The organism is Alteromonas sp. Cnat3-28, assembly GCF_022348265.1.
Taxonomy (GTDB): Bacteria; Pseudomonadota; Gammaproteobacteria; order Enterobacterales; family Alteromonadaceae; genus Alteromonas; species Alteromonas macleodii.
Window position 1 is genome coordinate 39,193 of record NZ_JAKREY010000009.1, and the last position, 20,469, is coordinate 59,661.

Below are 20,469 nucleotides of genomic sequence, written 5' to 3' on the forward strand. Positions count from 1 at the left end.
GATAACAATATAAGGTGCACTTGCAATTAATGCCGCCTTTTTAAGAGAAAAGGCGGTCCATTGAGTAATACCTACGGTGGCTAAATAAATGCCCCAGAATAGCTCTACCCTTAACGCCTGGCCGAAAGCGTACCAAGGCGAGTCCATCGGGATATTCGCAATATACCCAAGGGACGCTGGCGATAAACTTGATGGTCGCCTGCGAACAACAGCAAAGCAACACCCACTAAACCAGTAAGCACATAAGGCATTGAAAGCCACCAAGCGAAACCATACCAGTCAGTAAAGCCATACACATGGCTGTCGTCAGAACGGGTCATTAAATTCACGTACACGGCGTAAATGGCGTTTACGATAATAGGAACAAAAAAGGCACCTATAACCGATGACCAAAGCAAAGCATCCCTGGTGAAGAAGGCCTTCATTTGCTCTTCTTCTGCCGGACTCATATCCCCTTGCGCGGCAATATTCATCTGAGCGAACCATTCAATGTCAACGAAGTTTACATACAAGTACTGGGAAACAAGAGAAATAGCCATGAACAAAATAAATGGCATCCAGCTCCAATTGTTGTTTTCACCTACTGCTTTAAATACGCCATTAGGCTTGAAGAAAATATCGTTACACGCTTGAAAGGGGTTCGTTACATTGTGCATCCCTTGCTCCTATTTCGTTTTTCTTATTACTCTGTCTCTGGGTAAAGCCATGAGTCATTGTTAGCTTGCCAACAGGCAGGCAATAAATTGAGGTATAGATTACTGTTGGCTACAGGTGTTGTACAGCACAACATCTTGATATTTGTAAGAGAAAATGAATGTATTGAAAGGTTATAAATAGAAAAAGGGAAGCGCTTGCTTCCCTTTACGTAATGCTGCTGATTGCTGCTCTATCTTTGGTGATTTTCTGTGTACTCTCAAAACGCGCCGCAAGACCTTACAAATAAGTAATATTAAGCAGTGTCAAAACTATGGTGCTGTACAACAGCGAAATAGGCAGTCCAATTTTCATAAAATGCGAAAACTTATAATTCGCCGCATTATAAACAAGCAAGTTGGTTTGATAGCCGAACGGTGAAATAAAACTGGCACTTGCTGCAAATGCTACCGCTAACGCAAATGGCATTAGCGGTGCGCCAATGATTTGCACTAACCCGTAGGCAAACGGGAACATTAACGCCGCAGCAGCGTTGTTGGTAACGAACTCTGTTAAAACCAGTGTTAGCAAGTAGATGACTAACAATGCTATGAACCAGTCAGTACCCGACAACACTGGCATAAGTGCCTCGGTGGTTATATTTATAACCCCTGAATTTTCTAATGCGGTTGCCAGGCTTAACGCGCCCACAATCACTACAATCAAATTTAACGGTAAATTTCGTTTCATTTCGCCGTTTGACGTTACCCTTACGCCAATTAGCACAGCGGCTAAAAACAGCAGACCAATAGCCAGTGAAATGACATTAGTTGCAGCCAATAACACCGTGGAAAGGAAGCCGCCAAGGGTAATCCACTCTTGCTTGTTGGTTAGTGGGCGGGCGATTTTTTGCTCTGACAAAATAAAAAAGTTTTTATTTAAATTTTGACGAGTCGCAAAGTCTGGGCCTGTAGCTAAAAGTAAGAAGTCACCTGCTTGAAGCTTTATTTCTCCTAACTTGCCTGACAGCTGCTCTCCATCGCGGCGAATGGCTACAACGGCCGCATCAAACAGGGCTCTAAAGCCAAGTTTTTTAATGGTTTGCCCAATAACTTGAGCGCGATTGGCAACAACTACCTCGGTTAAGCTCTCACGCAATACCCCATCGGTCTCAGCAAACATGCTTAGCCCCTTTATGTGGCTAAGGTTATCAAGCTTTTGAACGTTGCCAGAGAAGATCAGTTTGTCGTTTTCCAGAATGACCAGGTCAGGCCCAACAGGAGATATCAGGTTGCCATTGCGCACCACTTCTACCAAAAAGAGTTCTGGTAAGTTACGTAAATGGTTTTGTTCTACGGTTTTGCCTATGAGCTCTGAACCAGATTCCACTTCGGCTTCAACCATATACTCGTGATAGTTGTTACTCTTATTGCCAATATGAGGTAGCAAAGGAAGTAACAAAAACATGAGTAGACCACAGCTTAGTCCAGCTACCGTTCCGTAAAGTGTGAAGTCAAAAAAGTTAAAGCCTGGATGCCCGTGCTCTTGCAAGAAGCTGTCTACGATTAGGTTGGTAGACGTACCGATTAAGGTTACCGTACCGCCTAAAATAGCCGCGTATGAAAGCGGGATTAGCAATCGCGAGGCAGGATGATATTGATTTTGCTTAATTGGGCCAATTAGGCTTGCCACAATTGCCGTATTGTTTAATAGGGCAGACGATAAAAAGGTCAATGAAAACAAGCGCCAGTAGGATTGAGTAAAATTAGCACTTACTAATTTTCTTCCAAGGCGTTTTATTAGCGCTGTTTTATCAATTGCGCTGCTTACCAAAAGCAACAAAACAAGGGTGATAAGACCCTTGTTTGTCAAATTTAGCAAAATGTCATCAAGAGATAACTGCTGGGTAACCAGTAAAGCTAACACTGCACCAGAAAACACAGTGGAAGGGCGCTGATTGGTAAAGATCAGCGCGCATATCGTACCGGCAAATACTGCCAGTACGATGAACTGGGTCACATCCATATTGCTCCAGTCCTGCTTAAAGTTTACTGATATCCACAGAGTTCCAATGCGGGAAGTGCTTGCGTACTAGTGCATTGAATTCAAGCTCGAACTCAGAGAAGTTTGGTGATGTATGCTGTGCGTCACCCGCAATTTCGTCAATGATCATACCAGCACCAACAGTGCCGTTGGTCAAGCGATCTATGACGATGAATGAACCGGTAGGGCGGTTGCGCTTATACGGGTCGCAGGCAACAGGTTGAGTAAACTTAACGTCTACTACACCAATCTCGTTAAGATTTAAGTGCATGGCATCCGTTTCTTCCAGCGTGTTCACATCAATTTGATTATCGATATGAGCAACTACCCCTGGCGTTGATTTAGTCGCGAACTTAAACAAGTATTGCTTGTTTGGCATTAGCGGCTCTTCAGACATCCACACAAGGTGAGTTTTAAATTGCGTGTTAAGCAGTGGCAAGTTGTCTGATTTTACAATCATATCGCCACGAGAGATGTCAATTTCATCTTCTAGCGTTAACGTTACTGCTTGAGGTACATAAGCGCGCTCTTGGTCGCCTTCAAACGTAACGACTTGCTTCACCTTTGATTTCTTACCAGAAGGAAGTGCCGTTACTTCATCACCTGGTGCAACTTGGCCAGATACCACCGTACCCGCAAAGCCACGGAAATCTAGGTTAGGGCGGTTAACGTATTGTACAGGGAAGCGAAAATCTTCTAGGTTGTCGTCTTCACCAATTTCAATGTTTTCCAACATTTCCATAAGTGGCGTGCCGTCAAACCATGGGGTCTTTTCGCTCTTGCCTACTACGTTGTCGCCTTCAAGTGCTGAAATAGGTACGAACTGAATGTCAGGAATATCAAGCTGCTCAGCAAACTTCAGGTAGTCTTCCTGAATTTGCTTGTACACTTCTTCTGAATAGTCCATCAAGTCCATTTTGTTGATAGCAACAATAACGTGTTTTATACCTAGAAGAGAAACCAGGAACGAGTGACGTTTCGTTTGTACCTTAACGCCGCCGCGAGCATCAACAAGAATAATAGCAAGGTCGCACGTTGACGCACCGGTTACCATGTTACGGGTGTACTGCTCGTGCCCCGGAGTATCTGCGATAATAAACTTACGCTTGTCAGTAGAGAAGTAGCGGTATGCTACGTCGATAGTAATCCCTTGCTCACGCTCAGACTGAAGACCGTCTACAAGAAGGGCAAGGTCAACTTTCTCGCCGGTAGTGCCCACTTTTTTACTGTCTTTAGTGATAGCTGCAAGTTGGTCTTCATAAATCATTTTAGAATCGTGAAGCAAGCGACCAATTAGGGTACTTTTACCGTCGTCTACGCTACCGCAGGTAAGGAAACGTAGCATGTCTTTCTTTTCGTGTTGTTCTAGGTAAGACAGAATGTCCTGTCTCAATAATTCGTTTTCATTGTTCATGTTATGCGCTCACAAGGAAAAAGGGGTTTAACACAGACTCTTTTTGGTTGTACGTAAGAGCGTCAGCGTTGTCATCTAATGGGTTTTCAGGGTCAAGTACGGTTACGTTTGCGCCTGCTGCTAGTGCGACTGCGTGCGCTGCACCTGTATCCCATTCAGATGTTGGGCCTAATCGAGGGTAAAGATGTGCTTCGCCCTCAGCCACCAAGCAAAGCTTCAGTGAGCTACCCATCGCCACAAGCTCGGTTTCACCTTTAAGCTGTGCCAATAAATTCTGAATTTCTGGGCTTTGGTGAGAACGACTACCTACCACTTTCCACACTTCGGCACCATCGTGCTTGCGCGCAGAAATAGCGGTAAATTCGCCATTTACTTCAGTCCACGCACCTTCACCAACAATACCTACATAGCTTTTGTTTAGTGCTGGCGCGTAAACCACACCCATGGTCGGTTTACCGTTTTCGATAAGTGCAATATTTACCGTAAACTCACCGTTTTTCTTAATAAACTCTTTAGTGCCGTCTAGCGGGTCTACCAGCCAGTATGACGACCACGTTTTGCGCTCTTCCCATGAAATATCTGCTGACTCTTCAGAAAGAATCGGCAGGTCAGATTCAGCTTCAAGGGCGTTTACGATTACGTTATGTGCGGCAAGGTCAGCTTCTGTTAGCGGGCTGGTATCCTGCTTTTCATAAATGGCGAAGTCTTTCTCGTAAATGGCCATTATCTTATCGCCAGCTTCTTTGGCGATAGCTAGCACTTTTTGTGCAAGACTATTTAAAGGCTGTGTCATTACACCAATCCCTTTTCTTGAAGCAAAGCATACAATCGCTCAGCGGTTTGCTCTGCTGGTTCATCCTGATAGGTTAAGTGTACTTCTGGCGCTTCAGGCGCTTCATAGGCTGAATCAATACCTGTGAAGTCCTTGATTTCACCGCTACGCGCTTTCTTGTATAGCCCTTTCGGGTCGCGTTTTTCACACACTTCAAGAGGTGTATCGATAAACACTTCTACAAACTCTCCGTCTTCCATTAAGCTGCGGCAATAATCGCGGTCGGCTTTGAAAGGCGAGATAAAAGCGGTAAGCACAATGGTACCGGCATCGACAAAAAGTTTAGCGACTTCGCTAATGCGGCGAATGTTTTCAACGCGATCTTTATCGCTGAAACCTAAATCGCCACACAGACCGTGGCGCACGTTGTCGCCGTCAAGCAGATAGGTGTGCTTGTTCTGCTCGTGAAGCTTTTTCTCAAGCAGGTTGGCTAATGTCGATTTACCAGAGCCGCTTAAACCCGTTAGCCAGAATACACGAGGCGTTTGACCAAGCTTTTCAGAGCGGGTGGTCTTGTTTACTTCGTGTTTATGCCAAACAACGTTGTCGGTGGCCATTAGAAGTACCCTTCCATTTTCTTCTTCTCCATAGAGCCTGCGCTGTCATGGTCGATAACTCGGCCCTGACGTTCAGACGTCTTGGTAAGCAGCATTTCTTGGATAACTTCAGGTAGGGTAGCTGCTTCTGATTCTACCGCACCGGTAAGTGGGTAACAGCCAAGAGTACGGAAACGCACAGAGCGCATCTCTGGTACTTCACCTTCTTCTAGCGGCATACGGTCGTCGTCAACCATAATAAGAACGCCGTCGCGCTCAACGACAGGGCGAGGCTTAGAAAGGTAAAGTTGCGGAATATCGATGTTTTCTAGGTAGATGTATTGCCAGATATCTAGCTCAGTCCAGTTAGACATTGGGAATACACGAATGCTTTCGCCTTTATTAACCTGAGAGTTATAAATATTCCAAAGCTCTGGACGCTGGTTTTTTGGGTCCCAGCGGTGGTTGCTGTCGCGGAATGAGTAAACACGTTCTTTGGCACGTGATTTTTCCTCGTCGCGTCGAGCGCCACCAAATGCCGCATCGAACTTATATTTGTTAAGCGCTTGCTTAAGTGCTTGGGTTTTCATGATGTCAGTATGTTTTGCTGAACCGTGGCTAAATGGGCCAACACCAGCTTCAACACCTTCTTCATTGATGTGAACAAGCAAATCAAAACCGTGCTTCTTAGCTTGTTCGTCACGGAACTTAATCATTTCACCAAACTTCCACGTGGTATCTACGTGTAATAGTGGGAAAGGAATTTTGCCGGGCGCGAACGCTTTACGGGCAAGGTGAAGCAGTACAGAAGAGTCTTTTCCTACAGAGTAAAGCATAACTGGGTTTTCAAACTCAGCAGCAACCTCACGGAAAATCTGGATACTCTCGGCTTCGAGTTGTTTCAAATGCGTTACAGACGGGATACTAGCAGTCATTTTGAAGTCCGAATTTTATGTTATATACAAAAAAGTTATATATGGGTTATTTTTCTGCATAGAACGATAACATATTTAATTTCAAAAGTAGTATGCGATTTTGCTATTTAAAATAGCTATCTTATTCCATTAAATAAAACTGTCATGCAATTGAAGCATAAGCCACTTTTTTCAAGGCCTATAAAAAGAAAAAAGCCCTGTTTAGTAATATAAACAGGGCTTGTTATTCACTTTCGTTGCGAATGACTTATTTCGTATCGTTCGCTTACCTTTCACTCAATTTGGTCTGGAAAGCGTCGAACGTATCGACCACACCTTCTCTTGGCGAGCCAGATTTACTTAAAATCATGATGGTTAAGCTAGATAAAATAAACCCAGGGACAATTTCGTACATCCAGTCACCAAGCTTTTGGCCGCCGATTTCAATAGGAAGATAAATCCACAGTAACACCGTTACTGCACCAACGATCATACCACCTAATGCAGCACGGCGAGTCATTTCACGCTTAAACAGGCTAAATAGTACAAGCGGTCCAAAGGCTGCACCAAAGCCAGCCCAAGCATTACTTACAAGCGTTAAAATGGTGCTGTCTCTATCATAAGCTAGATAGATTGCTACAAGCGCGACAACTACTACGCTGACACGACCAGCAATAACGAGCTCGCCATCTGACGCATCACGTCTTAGGAAGGCTTGATAAAAGTCACTGGTTAATGAACTTGAGGTTACCAACAGCTGAGAAGAAATAGTACTCATGATCGCCGCTAAAATCGCAGCGAGCAGGAAGCCACCGATGAGCGGGTGGAATAGAATTTGAGATAAGTAGATGAAGACGGTTTCTGGATCGATTTCGTTTCCGTTACCTGTTACATAGGCAAGGCCGAAAAGCCCCGTCATTAACGCACCAATAATCGACACAATCATCCAACTCATACCGATATTGCGCGCAGTTGGTATATCTTTAACAGAACGTATCGCCATAAAACGCACAATGATATGAGGCTGACCAAAATAACCTAGGCCCCATGACATCAGTGAAACAATGCCTATTACGCTTAGTGCTTCATTGGTAGCCGCATCCATAAATGCATCGAAAAGCGCCGGATTAATGGTATCTAAGGCGTCAATTGACGCGCCGATTCCACCCAACTCGCTAATAACAACGGCAGGTACCATAATGAGAGATACAAACATGATGCACCCCTGAACGAAGTCGGTCATGCTTACTGCCATGAAACCGCCTACGAGGGTATAAGCTACGACGACACCCGCGGTGACGTATAAGCCGGTCTCATAAGTTAATCCAAATGATGTCTCAAAGAGCTTTCCGCCAGCTACCACACCAGAAGAGGTGTAAAGCGTAAAGAAGACAACGATAACCACAGAGGCTATAACGCGCAATAAACGCGTGTTGTCAGCGAAGCGATTTTCAAAATAGTCGGGGAGGGTAATGGAGTTGTTGGCTACTTCAGTGTAAACGCGAAGGCGTGGAGCAACTAACATATAATTTGCCAGAGCACCGAGTGTCAAACCTACGGCAATCCAGCCAGCAGATAAGCCTGATACATACATTGCACCGGGTAAGCCCATGAGCATCCATCCGCTCATATCCGATGCACCTGCTGAAAGCGCGGTTACCGCGGGGCCTAGTTGGCGGCCGCCAAGCATATAGCCTTCTACGTTGGTGTCTGTCTGCCGATAAGCGAAAAGGCCTATCCCTAACATTACAACAAAATACAAACCCAACGAGATTATCGTGCCAGTAGCCATATAAATTCCCTATGTTTTTTCTTTCATGCTAACACCTATGACATAGAGTCTCTATGTCAGTCAGCGACCTTGCATGTTTTCTATACGGTAATTCGTAAATAAAGTTTGGCGAAAGGTTAAATTGGAAAAGATGCAACGCGCGCTCGACCTTCTCTTTTGGCTCTGTAGAGAAGCTCATCACACATCTTGATAATGGTGTCTAGGTTGGTTTCTCCGTTGACGTCTAACAGACCCGAAGAAAAACTCACGGAAAACATTTCTTTTGTATTGCTCCAGTGTTTCTGGCGAGAAAGCGCGAAATTCAGCTCGTCCAGAATTCGCTTAGCAGACCTTTGGTCGGAGTCGGAAAAGTAAATCAAAAACTCTTCGCCGCCATATCGGCAGAGCTTGTCTGACTTACGAATTCGGTTTTTGATAATCTGCGTAAAGGTAGTCAACACTTCATCACCGACAACGTGGCCGTATTTGTCATTAATCTTTTTAAAGTTGTCGACATCAAGTAGAGCAATACAGGACGCTTTATTGCCTTTCAGTGCTTTTTTCAAACTGTTTAGCATAGCTCGTCGCGTGAGAGCGCCGGTAAGTGAGTCACGCTCAGCTAGCAAGTCGCTCTGTCGTTTTGAAATCCATAGCCATAGTGCAAGAATGATGAGAATTGTGATAATCAACGCAAAAATGGTGGTTTTCATTGCTTCTTTGTCGGTAGAAAGGCCATCTTTTTCACTTCTGAGCACAGTGAGTTCTTTTTGTCGATATCGCGCTAACTCGATATCTTTCGCAATACCGTCGGTAAACGAAGAATTTGACAACTTGAATTGCTCAGTGTTTTTTTCAACAAGAAGCCTATTGTAGGTTTTCGAATGCTCATATGCTTTTTCGTAGTCACCCGAAGCATCGTAAAGCCTAGAAAGCTCCCGCTCTAACCTAAGCTTGATTTTTTCTTTAAAACCCGAATTTGGAATAGTAGCCAGAACGATATTGCGGTAACGCTGAAGGGAGTCTTGAAATTTAGCATCATCGTTCAATACCGCAGCGTAAAGTGCATCTGCGTAAGCTGAAAGCTCCTCAGTTCTTTGTTTTACCTCTGTGGTATCAAGCTGCCTGATTTGCGTCATGACTTCTTGCGCTAGCAGTTCATATCCTTCGCTTTTTTGAAACACTACTACACGAAGTCTTTGGACATACGTCAACAACCTTTCGTGCACTGACGTTACTGTGGACAAATGCTCTATTGCGTCGTTTGACATAGCCAATGCTTCTTCAAACTTATTTTGAATTAACAATGAATCGATGGCCGAGAAGTAGGCCCAAGTCTTTACCATGGTGTTGTTATCTTGCGTTTTACTTTCAATGATCTCTTTTGAGTGGAAAAATGCTCTGCTTGGAACGAAGAGTTCCAGATAAGCACCTCTCAGCCAATCATGTGCAATTACGTTTGATAACGCATTTTCTAAGCTTTTGTCTGATGAGTATCGAGGAAGGTGCGGTAACGCATATTCGATTTCATTAATTGCTTGTATTGGGTTCGCAAGGGTGAGTTCCATCGCTAACCATATGCTAGCTATAGCAGTGGCTCGTCGACTCCCAGTTTCTAGCGCTTCTCGCTGCAAACGGCGCAGTTCAGGAACAGAAAAATTTACCCTATGGTCAGAGCCTTTAAAATCATTTACCGCTCTAGCATAAATGTAATACGCCTTCGCAGCAGCGAAAAGCTCAGGCTTAATTGTCTTAAGCTCTTGCCAATGCTTATCTAATAGAGGCTCTTTAACGAAAAGTGGGATTCTCGGCGAGTCAGCATCATTCGCAGTATAAGTGGCCAACAAGTGTCTAAATATCACGCCTTCACTTTGCGTGTCATTCTGCAAACCGGCGCTCGTTAACATAGCAATGATATTCTCATTGCTCACCTCGCTAGGTGTATTCCAATGATAAATTGCCGTTGCAGCTATATGACTATAATTATCAAGTTTTTTTAGTCTAAGTGCGTTGGGAATATCTATACTTTGAGCAAAGACAGTGAAACAAGCTATTGCAGGAATCAAAAGGCAAATCATTAGCCTTGTAAAACGAAACCAAGCGCTCATTGTGATGGAGACCTCTTTACTGCGGGTAAGTGAATGAAGTGATTAACTGAAATTAAAACGGACGTTTTAACCTTTAAGTCGGAGTATAAGTTTTATTGAACAGGGTTTCATCTTAATTTTGGGCAAAAAAAATCGGCCCATAGGGGCCGACGAAGGGAAGTGCTAAAGATACGCACTTTTTTGGAACACTTTACAGTTACTTAACGTGTGTTAAGCAGAGAATTGAATCCTTTCTGACACCGCCTTTTTCATATCGCTTAAATCAGCATCTTTATCGCCAACAATCATTACATTGGCATGCTTCATTTTAATGCTCTCTCCATGGTACTGACCATCGGCAAACTCGCTTGGAACGGAGACATCTCCACGTTCAGGTACTACGAATACCGACATCTTGCCTTGCGGCGTATTCACAATCAGATGAAGGCTTCTAACTGTGCTCAAATGACAATAGTTTGCGACCTCTACACCGTCGAGCATTTCGCTAAAGCTGCCACCAAAGCTTGCTAGCTTTGCGTTAACCATATTCAAATCAACAGGAAGCAACGAATGAGCGTGTTCCATTTCTGCGTACTGCATATGGGCAAGTGCTTGTCCGCCAATACTAAGCGGTTGGTGGTACCACATGGTAAGTCCGATACCTACAGTGAAAGCAACCGATGCAGCCATGGCTAAATACCAGCGACTTCTGCGTTTATAACGGGTGAATTCGTCTGCAGACTGCTGCCATATTAGCTTGCTTGCGAGATCCTCTGGTACATCGACTTTCAATGCTTGCTTTAATTGCTTATCTAACTGCTTTTGTTCATTCCAGAAACTGCGTTTACTTTCATCCGCTTTTGCCGCTTCTACAACATCACTGTCAGTCGTTTCTGGATCGGCGTAGATACGACGCCTAAATTCTAACTCATCCATTTACACGACCTCTCTGTTCATTTTGCTTCTCTAATGCCTCTTTTAGCTGATTCCTCGCTCTGAAAAGGCGAGTCATTACCGTGTTTTTGTTAAGCCCTAACTGGTTGGCGATCTCTTCGCCACTAAAACCGAAAATCAACTGGAGTATTAAGGGTTCACGATACTCCACACTCAATCCACCTAATAGTCGCTGAAGCTCTCTATCTTTCAAGTCCCCATCAGCATGCTGTGTGTCATCTTGAATATGGCAATCATCAATATCTACTGTGTCGAACTGTTTGCGTTCAAACCGACGGGCGTTTTCGCGGCGAAGAATGGTAATTAACCATGACTTTGCTGCTTTTTCATCATTTAGGGCGTCTAATGAGCGCCAAGCACGTAAAAAGGTTTCCTGAACAACATCTTCAGCAATGCTCTGGTCTTTGATAAGCCAAAATGCATAGCGGTAGATGTCGGCGTGAAATGCCTTTACTAATGCTTCATATCTTTGGTGTTTTGCTTTCATACCCGATAAGACCTGAGCATTATCAGATTTATTTCGCCCAAACATAAAAAAATCCAAAAACTTAATTTTTTCTCACTATGGCATAAAAAACGCGCCATTTCGTTAGCCGAAAGGCGCGTTTTCATTTTATTTCCAGTGATCAGAGCACCTAGTTCGAAAAGCTAGGCACGTTTTTGGGAAGTAATCCAAGCATTAATGTTTTCTTCTAAAATAGAAAGTGGGACTGGACCGTACTTCAACACCTCGTCATGGAAGCCTTTCCAATCAAACTTGTCACCAAGTTCAGCTTGGGCATGCTCTCTAAGTTCCATAATTTTCAGTTTACCAATCATATAGGCCGTAGCCTGACCTGGCATAGCAATGTAGCGCTCAATGGCTTTTTGCGCGTCGTATTTAGGGTTTGGCGTATTTTCAACAAGGTAATCTACGGCTTCTTCGCGCGTCCATTTTTTCGCATGAATACCCGTATCAACCACAAGTCTGCAAGCGCGCCAAAGTTCCATGGCTAGACGACCGAAATCAGAATAAGGGTCTTTATAAAAGCCCATATCTTTTGCAAGTTCTTCGGTATATAGGCCCCAACCTTCTGTGTATGCGGTAAAGCTCAAGAATTTCTGGAATTGAGGTACACCTTCTAGCTCTTGTGCAATAGCGCGCTGCATGTGGTGACCTGGGATGCCTTCGTGATACGCCAGCGCCTCTAACTGATAAGTAGGCATTGCTTTCATGTCATAAAGGTTTGCATAATAAATACCTGGGCGGCTGCCATCTTGCGCTGGGCTTTGATAAAACGCCTTGCCCGCAGACTGTTCGCGGAATGCTTCAACCCGTTTAACAATCATGGGCGCCTCTGGAAGAATACCGAAGTATTCAGGGATAGCTTCTCGCATGTCGTCTATGGCTGTTTTCGCCATATCAAGGTATTGCTGTCTACCTTCATCTGTTGAAGGTAGATAGAATTGCTCGTCTTCACGCATGAAAACGAAAAACTCTTGAAGGGTGCCTTCAAATTTCACTTGTTTCATAATGTCGCGCATCGCATCGTGTATGCGCTCTACATTGTCTAAGCCAATTTGATGGACTTCTTCAGCGGTTAGGTCTGTAGTGGTAAACCAGTTTAGACGATTCTGATACCATTGATCACCATTGGGTAAGCGCCACACACCATCGCCTTCAGGCGTGATTTCCCTTTGATGAGCGAGTTCTTCGATAAACTTTTCGTATGACGGCATGACTGAAGTTACCAAAGCGGCTTTCGCTTCACCTAATAACGTCGTTTTTTCCGCCTCTGTAATATCTAGGCTATTTACTTTATTTTGAAAATCTTCCCAGATAGTTGAAGGTATTTCGCTAGAATCAAACGGTGCGCCGGTAATCACGTTTTTTGACGCATCAATCATTTGATCGTAGGCCCATGCAGGGGGGAATACGCCGGCTTTTTCGCGAACTTTCATTTGTTCGATAACTTGATCAAAGTACGTACGTACATTGTCTAGTCGTCCAATGTATGCCTTAGCGTCCTCTTTACTCTTTACGCTGTGAATGTTGATAAGGAAGCTAGGCACTTGTGTATGTGCGGCGCGGAACTGATGTACAATGTAACGGTGATGTCGAAATTCGTCGTTAGCTAAATCGCGCTCAATACCCAATTTATACAGGCGCAAGCTTAGCTGTTCCTGTTCACTTAACTGACTGGTGTCAAAACTATTAAGCTTTTCTAGTCGGTTTTTGGCGATGGCAATGCGAGCATCAGCTTCTTCGTCACTGATGTCATCCCATTTGTCATAGTCCCATTTTTTACCCAAGTAACTTTGAAATAATGGCGAACGCTTAAGATCTTCTTCAAAAGTACGTTCGAAGAACGCATTAAGGCGCTCTGATTCAGACTGCCCGGCTGGCTGTTCTGTTTTAATAGGTTCCGGCGCTGTTTTAGCGGTTTCACTTGCAGGAGAGCAAGCCGTAAGCGTGGTAATGGCCAACGCAATTGGCGTTAGCTTTACTAGTGTTTTCTTCATTATATTCCCCGTCGCGTTTAATTGATTATTTTTATGAGCTAAAGCTTCAAAGATTAATAAGCCTTAAAGAGGACAATAAGGCTCAAAGGGTCGACTGTTTCTCGAACGCAATCATTTCTGCTACGAAGCCCTTGTCACAGTGATTTAGCTAATTGCAAGGGCTTTCATTACGCAAATTCTAGTGTATTGGCAAATGAAATGCGTTTTATGAAGCAGGATATAAGGCAGATAGCGTGTTATTGTCCCCTTCACTTTTTTGCTTCCATTCGCTGCGGGCAAGCTTAGCTTCATGTGAAAGTTTATCTAAAGCTTTCATGACCTGTTTAGATTGGGTGCTAGCGTCAGCTTTATTGGCTGAAAAGCGCAGTGCATAGAGCTCATTAACACTAGCGTTGATTCCTTCAAACTGCGAAAGTTGCGCTTTACCCGAAGTTAACGCGTTTATCCACTGCTTAAGAGCAGACGTAAGTAAACGTGTGTCCTTTGCCTTTATTGCTGACATAAGGTTTTGAAACTGTGCTTTTTCATCCCACTGAGCATAAGAGTGGTGGCGCTGTACAGAGCCGGTTTTGTTAGTGATCCCAGGTCCCATAAACTGAGCCTGTTTAAGCTTTCTGTAGGTAACTAACCATCCTGTAAGCGCTATGACGAACAGCACAAGTAGTGCACCAGTTACCATCCAATTAAGCTGGGTATTTTCGTTAGTATTGAATTCACCTGAAGCGCTGTCTAATGGTTCACCCTCTTTGCTAGCACTAGCGTTAGTCTGTGGTGCAGTTGACGGTATATCGTTTTGAATATCTTCATTGCTTGCACTACTGATTGATGGAGTGTCTAATCTATTCGGAGTATTAGCATTATTTGCGCCAGACGCTGGCGCTACCGTAATTGAACGAGCGGGAATAGTGGCATACTCAGTTTGCTGAGTAAGCGTATTAAACCAAGGGATAGTAATTTCAGGTAAGACAAAGTTACCAGGCTGCGTTGGAATGATCGCCAGCGACGTTTGGCGCTGTGAAATTAAGCTCTGGTCTTTTTCAACTGTCGTAGTATTAGATTGATCAGGGTACAGCTTAAAGTTTGGCGGATAAAGCTCAGGAATATCAGGAAGCTGCTCTTCTACTACGCCCAATGCGGTTAGCGTAACAATACGAGTGACTGGTTCACCTGCTACAAAACTATCACCTTGTGGCCATTCTTCATCCACTCGCACCATTTCAGAAGGTAACCAAGGGTAATCTATCCCCTGAGGAATGGGCTTAATATTCACCGTAATGTCGGGCCCAACCCGATTAATTTGCTGGGTGCGGTTGAAGAAGCCAAAACGTTGGTTAGTATTGGCAGCCATAACTTCGCCAGTGAAAATAGGGCCTCTTAGCGTGAATTCACCGGATGCTTGAGGCACAACGGCAAATTGACGCTCTATAATCTGATACCTTCTACCGTTTACGATATCTGTATACTGTTTATCTTCTCCTAGCTGGGTGATTTCCGCATTTTGCATTTCTGGCGCTTGTAGGCTACCGCGCTCAATATTGCTAGAAAGAAACAGCTTAACCGTGTAAAGCAGCTGTTGATTTAAATAGGCCTCTTTCACGTCGATGTCAGTGGTAACAAAATAGTCTCGTGCGACATTACTTTGTTCTTGAACTGGTATTACTTTAACTTGAATAGGCTTGGTTGATTTACCTTCAATGGTTAGTGAAGGAATGGTGAACGTGCCTTCCTTACGAGGAAATAACGTAGTGGTCCAAACGGTGGTACGCTTGGTGTCGAAATTGACAATTGAGGTTTGGCTACTTACTGATGTTCTTCCGACCACAAAGTCTTTAAGCAGGGGAGAGCTGTCGAATGCATCTCTGTCTGCGCTGCCGTCTGCGGTAACCGTTAAGCGAATGGCTTCATCCAACATGACAGGGTTTCTATCAATGGTGGCTTCCAGCGAGTTTACATCGGCATAAGCCGCCGTACTTAAGAGTAGGGTTAATAAAAAAACTATAAGTGTAGATTGTAATAAGGCTCTCATCTACCAATCACTCCGGTTTGAAGGCATACGTTGACGCTGACGTTTTTGTGCTTCTAATTGCATTTTTCGTTTTAGTAGGAATGCAGGGTCGTCTGGCACGCGGCGCATTAAACTCTCCATTCGCTGCAGCTCTTCTTTTTCTGCGTCGGTAAGCTCGGTTTCTTGACCTTGCATTGCCTGTGCTTCCTGCTCTGCTTGTTGTTCGTCTTTTTGTGCTTGCGCGCTGTCTTGCTGTGCACCATCACCTTGGTCAGACTGCTCTTGTTCTGCATTTTGCTGCTGAGAGTCTGATGACTCGTTCTGACTGTTCATCTCGGAATCATCAGGCTGTTGTGAGTTATCTCCGCCACTTTGCTGTTCATCGTTAGCTTGGCTTTGGTCAGACTGTTGACCCTCATTATCGTTTTGCTGACCATTCTGCTCATTTGAACCTTCCTGATTGTTCTGGTCCCCTGATTGCTGTTTGCTATTAGGGCTATCAGAGTTATCTTGGCCATTATCCTGCGAGTCACTCTGTTCGCCATCATCGCCATTTTCGTTCTGGTTTTGATCCTGATTCTGTTGTTGCTGCTGTTTCAGCAAATCCTCGACAATCTTTTTGTTGGTTCTTGCATCGTCAAAATCGGGGGCTTCGCTTAACGCCTGATCATATTTATTAATAGCGTCTTCAAGCTTACCGAGTTTTGCCAGTGCATTGCCTTGATTGTAAAGGCTCTCGGGACCAGGAATGCTTTTGAAGGCATTTAACGCACCTTCGTAGTCACCTGATTTATAAAGTGATGATGCTTTCCACGCTTCATCATTAAACTTGTTAACGGCGTCTTTGTATTTACCTCTTTGGTAGCTGTTCAATGCTTCTTGGTTGTCATTCATAAATGGCGTTTGCCACCATGAAAGTGAATCGGGTTTATTTGCCATCTCCTTTGCGCTTTCCGGTGCGTCTATGTCTTGTGACGTTCCAGCAATTTCTGAGGGTTGGGCACGTTGCAAAGCATGGGCGTTTTTAATCATAGAGGGGCTAAGTAAACCCACTAACACGATGAAAACTAACCCGCGTTTGAATGCAAAGGCGGCAAACGGAAGAAGTATAAGCAGCAAGTAAGGGCCAACTTCTTTCCACTGGTCGCCTTGTAAATTACTCTCTTCTTCGTTCTCTTCGCTGTCGCTTTTATCTAGTAGAGATACCGAGGCGAGCGCATCAATGTCGGCGTCGTTTGATGTAAAGGATTCAAAGCGTCCGCCGCTGGTTTTAACCACGCCTTTCACTGCGCCTTCATTTAACTTGGGTATAACGATGCTGCCAGTGAAGTCCTTTAAAAGCTCACCGCTTTGCTGGCGAATAGGCGCGCCTTCAGATGTTCCAACGGTAAGTGCATTTACTGTAAAAGGAATAGAGGCCACATACTCTTGAAGCTCTTGTTGTTGTTCTAACTCTATACCATCAGTAATCCAGTAGATCATGCCTGAGTTATATCCGGCATTCGTGAGAAGCTCTGACGCACTCTCTATGCCAAGGAGTGGGTCGCTGCCCGGCACGGGCATAATTTCCGGTGAAAGACTTGGGATAAGGGTTGTGATATTCCCTGCGTCTTCGGTTAAGGGGCTAATGACAAACGCATCGCCAGCGTAAGCAACCAAGCCCATTTCTCCTTCACCAATAGCGTTGACTAGGTCTATCGCTTTATATTTAGCGCGAGTTAGCCTGTCTGGCGTCATATCGGTAGCGCGCATTGAAAGCGACATATCTATGACTATAACGTGTCCCATTTTCAACTGGTAAACCGGCTGCGGCAGGCGCTCCCACGTTGGGCCAGCGAGTGCTATCACACTTATAATCCACACAAAAGCAAGCATCCACATTGGAGGTTTTGCGCCCATTTCGGTTTTTCCAATCACCATATATTGATATAGATGAGAAGGGATCACAGATTGCCAGCCAGATTGCTTAGCCGTGGTTTTTCTAATTAAAAACACAAGCAGCATCAGGGGAACGAGCGCGATAAACCATTCGGGGCGTAAAAAATGAAATTGGTTTAAGAAGTCGAATTCCATTACTTCGTCTCCCTGTTTGTTTGAGCTGCTTGTATAGAATCAGCTGAGTTCGGGGGTTGCTGGGACGAGTTAATTCGTCTTTGTGCGAACCAACGAAATGTTGATAAAAGAACCGTCAAGAATGCCCATAGTGCTGACAGTAATATTGCCGCACCAAGGGGATAGTAAAACAGTGCGCTCAATGGACGCATCTTACGCGTTTCACCTTCAATAGGCTCAAGCGCGTCAAGTTGTTGATAAATAGCTTGAAGTTCCTGGGCATTTCGAGCCCTAAAATATTGGCCGCCAGTGCTAGTTGCAATGTCGGTTAACATGCCTTCATCAAGTTCTTGCGACGGGTTTATTTGTCGGCTGCCGAAAAAGCTTTGGATAAGCATTTTATCTGCGCCCACACCAATAGTGTAAACCTTCACACCCTTACTAATTGCCAACTCTTTCGCCTGCTCGGGTGTAATATTCCCTGCAGTATTTTGCCCATCGGTAAGAAGAATTAAAACGTTATTAGACTCTTCCCGTTCGTCAAAGCGCTTCACCGCTAAACCTATCGCATCGCCAATGGCCGTCTGTTCGCCAACCAACCCAATGACAGCTTCACTCAGAAGTGTGGAAACGGTATCTCTGTCATAGGTAAGCGGCGCTTGAACGTACGCGGTATCGGCAAATAAGATAAGGCCAATTCTGTCGCCAACGCGACGCTGAATAAAGTCATAAACCACCGACTTAGTCATGGTTAAACGGTTAACTTGTCGGCCATTTAGCTGCATGTCATCTATCTTCATACTGCCAGACAAATCCACCGCTAACATCATTTCTCGACCTTCGTTCGGTATGCTGACAGGCTCTCCTAACCATTGAGGGCGCGCGGCAGCCGTCACTAGCAGCAGCCATATCAAGCTACTTACCAACAGCGGTATTTTGGTTTGTTTCAACTGGGTTTGCTCTGACACATCGCCAGGTCGCAAATTAGGAACCCGCAATGCAGCCATAGGCATGTCTTGTGCTTTTTTAGAAAGCAGGCGTACGATAATAGGCAAGGGGAGTACAAAAAAGACCCACCACCAAGCAAAATTAAGCATGATGCGGCTCCTTGGCTTGTTTATCATGAGGGCTGCCATCGTTTAGACCGCCATCATTCACATCGCCGTAAGCCCCCTTGTTTTTTGGCAGTTTGGCTTTTGAAAGCCAGTTTTTTACTGCCCCCTTGCAGGTTTCAAAATCACTAGGGGTGGGGGTGGCTTGATAAACATTGCTTACTAACAAACCTAAATCACTTTCAAGTTTGCTATCACTACTTTTCAAGGCAGAGGTTAAGAACGCTTGCCACTGTTTACCGTATAACCCAGCTACTTGCTGAGTTGGGTAATAGCTCATAGCCGTGCGTTTTAGAATTGAGTTTAACGCCACGGGCCAATTGCTTTGTTGTGCTGAAATCGATTCAAGTAAGGCTAAAGCTTGCTTACGTGCCTTATTGTGACGTATGTGAACAGTGATCGCTTTATATAGGCAAAATAGGGCAAGTAAACATACTGCGATTGCGACCCACCAACCCCAATCTAATGGCCAAATGTTAACCTCTGTAGGTACGTGTATATCGCGCAGTTGAGCAAGTGGGTCTTGCTGCTGAGGGGGCACTGGCATTTGATTTGCCGGCGGCATCGATTGAGCAGCTGATTTTGTGTAACTAGATAGAAAGTTTGATAAAAAATGGGTTGAAAAAATACTGCTTTGCATTAATTAAGCTCCAACCTTTGTTCTTGTTGCATACTTTGAAGCTGTTCGTCTAAAGGAAGGCCCGCTGAAACACTGAATCGAGCGATATTGTTTTTGCGCAAGGTGCTATAAATCGCGCTGTTGTGTTCACTGCGCCATTTTTGATATTGCTGTTGCTCGGTATTGTCGCCTAACACCCAGCGTTGTTGGTTTCGGCCATCAGAAACGCTGACGGTTTGTAATGAACTGGTTTGTGGCAAGGCGTGTTCTATTGGATCGTTAATTACGATAGCCCTTACTTCACAGTGTCGTGTTAAGTGACTCAAGTGTTGAATCGCTTGGGTACTTAAATGCTGAAAGTCTGACACGAGATAAACCAGGCTCCCCGGCCTTGCTAGTCGTCTTGCCCTAGCACACGCATCGGCAAAAGCTTGTTCGTCTTTGTCTTTGTCCGGCTCAGATTGCGCGCTCTGTTCGTGCAATGCCAAAAGTTCATGACACACGTGCAACACGGCCTTTTTGCGAGTTAGTGGTTTAATTTCTTTGTGCTGTTGCTGATTAAATACCAGTGCGCCAACTTTATCGCCACGAGCGGCAGCAGACCAGCTTATTAATGAAGATACATGCGCGGCTTGCACCGCTTTAGTAAGCAGCTGCGTGCCAAATGCCATTGAAGGTAGGTAGTCACAGAATAGAAAAACCGGGCGCTCTCGCTCTTCCCGATACACTTTAGTGTGAGTTTTACCCGTGCGCGCAGTAACGCGCCAATCGATAGCGCGAATATCATCACCGGGCTGATAATGCCGGGCCTCATCAAACTCCATGCCTCGGCCTTTGTGCTTGGTGAGATAACTTCCAGCAAGTTTAGCTTGTGGCATACGTTTAGGCGCCAAACTAAACAACTTAGCTAACTGCTGGTAGCGTAATAATTCTGCTGTAGACAACGAGACGCCATTACTTTGCAGCTTGTCTAGCTGCGCTTGTACATTCACCATAAC

At 44.7% G+C, this 20,469-nt stretch carries 16 protein-coding genes; all 16 read right to left on the reverse strand.

Features of this window, described 5'->3' with window-relative positions; genetic code table 11:
* Nucleotides 1-110: 110 nt before the first annotated feature.
* Nucleotides 111-656, reverse strand: a complete 546-nt coding sequence (locus tag MHM87_RS10790) for a Yip1 family protein (RefSeq protein ID WP_239259036.1) — start codon at nt 654-656, stop codon at nt 111-113.
* A gap of 277 nt (nt 657-933) precedes the next feature.
* Nucleotides 934-2,658: an SLC13 family permease gene (locus tag MHM87_RS10795; RefSeq protein WP_239259038.1), complete on the reverse strand. Its 1,725-nt coding sequence runs from the start codon at nt 2,656-2,658 to the stop codon at nt 934-936.
* Nucleotides 2,659-2,674: 16 nt separating this feature from the next.
* Nucleotides 2,675-4,090 (reverse strand): sulfate adenylyltransferase subunit CysN, encoded by a 1,416-nt coding sequence (gene cysN, locus MHM87_RS10800; RefSeq protein ID WP_014948795.1) that lies wholly within the window; start codon nt 4,088-4,090, stop codon nt 2,675-2,677.
* A gap of 1 nt (nt 4,091) precedes the next feature.
* The gene (cysQ, locus tag MHM87_RS10805; protein WP_014975999.1) at nt 4,092-4,883 is read right to left on the reverse strand and encodes a 3'(2'),5'-bisphosphate nucleotidase CysQ; all 792 of its coding nucleotides are present in this window, start codon (nt 4,881-4,883) and stop codon (nt 4,092-4,094) included.
* Nucleotides 4,883-5,479, reverse strand: a complete 597-nt coding sequence (gene cysC, locus MHM87_RS10810; RefSeq protein ID WP_014948796.1) for an adenylyl-sulfate kinase — start codon at nt 5,477-5,479, stop codon at nt 4,883-4,885. The genes cysQ and cysC overlap by 1 nt, the downstream gene beginning before the upstream one ends.
* Complete coding sequence (gene cysD / locus MHM87_RS10815) at nt 5,479-6,393, reverse strand: sulfate adenylyltransferase subunit CysD (RefSeq protein WP_014948797.1); 915 nt, start codon at nt 6,391-6,393, stop codon at nt 5,479-5,481. The genes cysC and cysD overlap by 1 nt, the downstream gene beginning before the upstream one ends.
* Before the next feature lie 265 nt (nt 6,394-6,658).
* Nucleotides 6,659-8,164 (reverse strand): sodium/proline symporter PutP, encoded by a 1,506-nt coding sequence (gene putP, locus MHM87_RS10820; RefSeq protein ID WP_061094586.1) that lies wholly within the window; start codon nt 8,162-8,164, stop codon nt 6,659-6,661.
* A gap of 116 nt (nt 8,165-8,280) precedes the next feature.
* Nucleotides 8,281-10,047 carry a GGDEF domain-containing protein gene (locus MHM87_RS10825; protein WP_239259041.1) on the reverse strand — a complete coding sequence of 589 codons (1,767 nt, stop codon included), beginning with the start codon at nt 10,045-10,047 and terminating at the stop codon, nt 8,281-8,283.
* 411 nt (nt 10,048-10,458) lie between these two features.
* Entirely contained in the window at nt 10,459-11,163 is a 705-nt protein-coding gene (locus MHM87_RS10830) for a DUF3379 family protein (protein ID WP_014948800.1), read from the reverse strand.
* Nucleotides 11,156-11,713 (reverse strand): sigma-70 family RNA polymerase sigma factor, encoded by a 558-nt coding sequence (locus tag MHM87_RS10835; RefSeq protein ID WP_039233340.1) that lies wholly within the window; start codon nt 11,711-11,713, stop codon nt 11,156-11,158. Before MHM87_RS10835 ends, MHM87_RS10830 begins: the two co-directional genes overlap by 8 nt.
* A gap of 116 nt (nt 11,714-11,829) precedes the next feature.
* On the reverse strand, nt 11,830-13,683 hold the full coding sequence (locus tag MHM87_RS10840) for a DUF885 domain-containing protein (protein ID WP_239259043.1): 1,854 nt from the start codon (nt 13,681-13,683) through the stop codon (nt 11,830-11,832).
* A gap of 205 nt (nt 13,684-13,888) precedes the next feature.
* Entirely contained in the window at nt 13,889-15,709 is a 1,821-nt protein-coding gene (locus MHM87_RS10845; protein ID WP_239259045.1) for a BatD family protein, read from the reverse strand.
* Complete coding sequence (locus MHM87_RS10850) at nt 15,710-17,761, reverse strand: VWA domain-containing protein (protein WP_239259047.1); 2,052 nt, start codon at nt 17,759-17,761, stop codon at nt 15,710-15,712.
* Nucleotides 17,761-18,837 carry a VWA domain-containing protein gene (locus tag MHM87_RS10855; RefSeq protein WP_239259049.1) on the reverse strand — a complete coding sequence of 359 codons (1,077 nt, stop codon included), beginning with the start codon at nt 18,835-18,837 and terminating at the stop codon, nt 17,761-17,763. Before MHM87_RS10855 ends, MHM87_RS10850 begins: the two co-directional genes overlap by 1 nt.
* Entirely contained in the window at nt 18,830-19,492 is a 663-nt protein-coding gene (locus tag MHM87_RS10860; RefSeq protein WP_168462738.1) for a DUF4381 domain-containing protein, read from the reverse strand. Before MHM87_RS10860 ends, MHM87_RS10855 begins: the two co-directional genes overlap by 8 nt.
* On the reverse strand, nt 19,492-20,466 hold the full coding sequence (locus tag MHM87_RS10865; protein ID WP_101563851.1) for a DUF58 domain-containing protein: 975 nt from the start codon (nt 20,464-20,466) through the stop codon (nt 19,492-19,494). The genes MHM87_RS10860 and MHM87_RS10865 overlap by 1 nt, the downstream gene beginning before the upstream one ends.
* Between the last annotated feature and the right edge of the window lie 3 nt (nt 20,467-20,469).

Coding starts and splice junctions, on each gene's coding strand:
- putP (WP_061094586.1), bottom strand. CDS start 8,164: ATGGCTACTGGCACGATAATCTCGTTGGGTTTGTATTTTGTTGTAATG.
- cysN (WP_014948795.1), bottom strand. CDS start 4,090: ATGAACAATGAAAACGAATTATTGAGACAGGACATTCTGTCTTACCTA.
- MHM87_RS10860 (WP_168462738.1), bottom strand. CDS start 19,492: ATGCAAAGCAGTATTTTTTCAACCCATTTTTTATCAAACTTTCTATCT.
- cysQ (WP_014975999.1), bottom strand. CDS start 4,883: ATGACACAGCCTTTAAATAGTCTTGCACAAAAAGTGCTAGCTATCGCC.
- MHM87_RS10825 (WP_239259041.1), bottom strand. CDS start 10,047: ATGTTAACGAGCGCCGGTTTGCAGAATGACACGCAAAGTGAAGGCGTG.
- MHM87_RS10855 (WP_239259049.1), bottom strand. CDS start 18,837: ATGCTTAATTTTGCTTGGTGGTGGGTCTTTTTTGTACTCCCCTTGCCT.
- MHM87_RS10835 (WP_039233340.1), bottom strand. CDS start 11,713: ATGTTTGGGCGAAATAAATCTGATAATGCTCAGGTCTTATCGGGTATG.
- MHM87_RS10830 (WP_014948800.1), bottom strand. CDS start 11,163: ATGGATGAGTTAGAATTTAGGCGTCGTATCTACGCCGATCCAGAAACG.
- cysC (WP_014948796.1), bottom strand. CDS start 5,479: ATGGCCACCGACAACGTTGTTTGGCATAAACACGAAGTAAACAAGACC.
- MHM87_RS10845 (WP_239259045.1), bottom strand. CDS start 15,709: ATGAGAGCCTTATTACAATCTACACTTATAGTTTTTTTATTAACCCTA.
- MHM87_RS10865 (WP_101563851.1), bottom strand. CDS start 20,466: ATGGTGAATGTACAAGCGCAGCTAGACAAGCTGCAAAGTAATGGCGTC.
- MHM87_RS10840 (WP_239259043.1), bottom strand. CDS start 13,683: ATGAAGAAAACACTAGTAAAGCTAACGCCAATTGCGTTGGCCATTACC.
- cysD (WP_014948797.1), bottom strand. CDS start 6,393: ATGACTGCTAGTATCCCGTCTGTAACGCATTTGAAACAACTCGAAGCC.
- MHM87_RS10850 (WP_239259047.1), bottom strand. CDS start 17,761: ATGGAATTCGACTTCTTAAACCAATTTCATTTTTTACGCCCCGAATGG.
- MHM87_RS10790 (WP_239259036.1), bottom strand. CDS start 656: ATGCACAATGTAACGAACCCCTTTCAAGCGTGTAACGATATTTTCTTC.
- MHM87_RS10795 (WP_239259038.1), bottom strand. CDS start 2,658: ATGGATGTGACCCAGTTCATCGTACTGGCAGTATTTGCCGGTACGATA.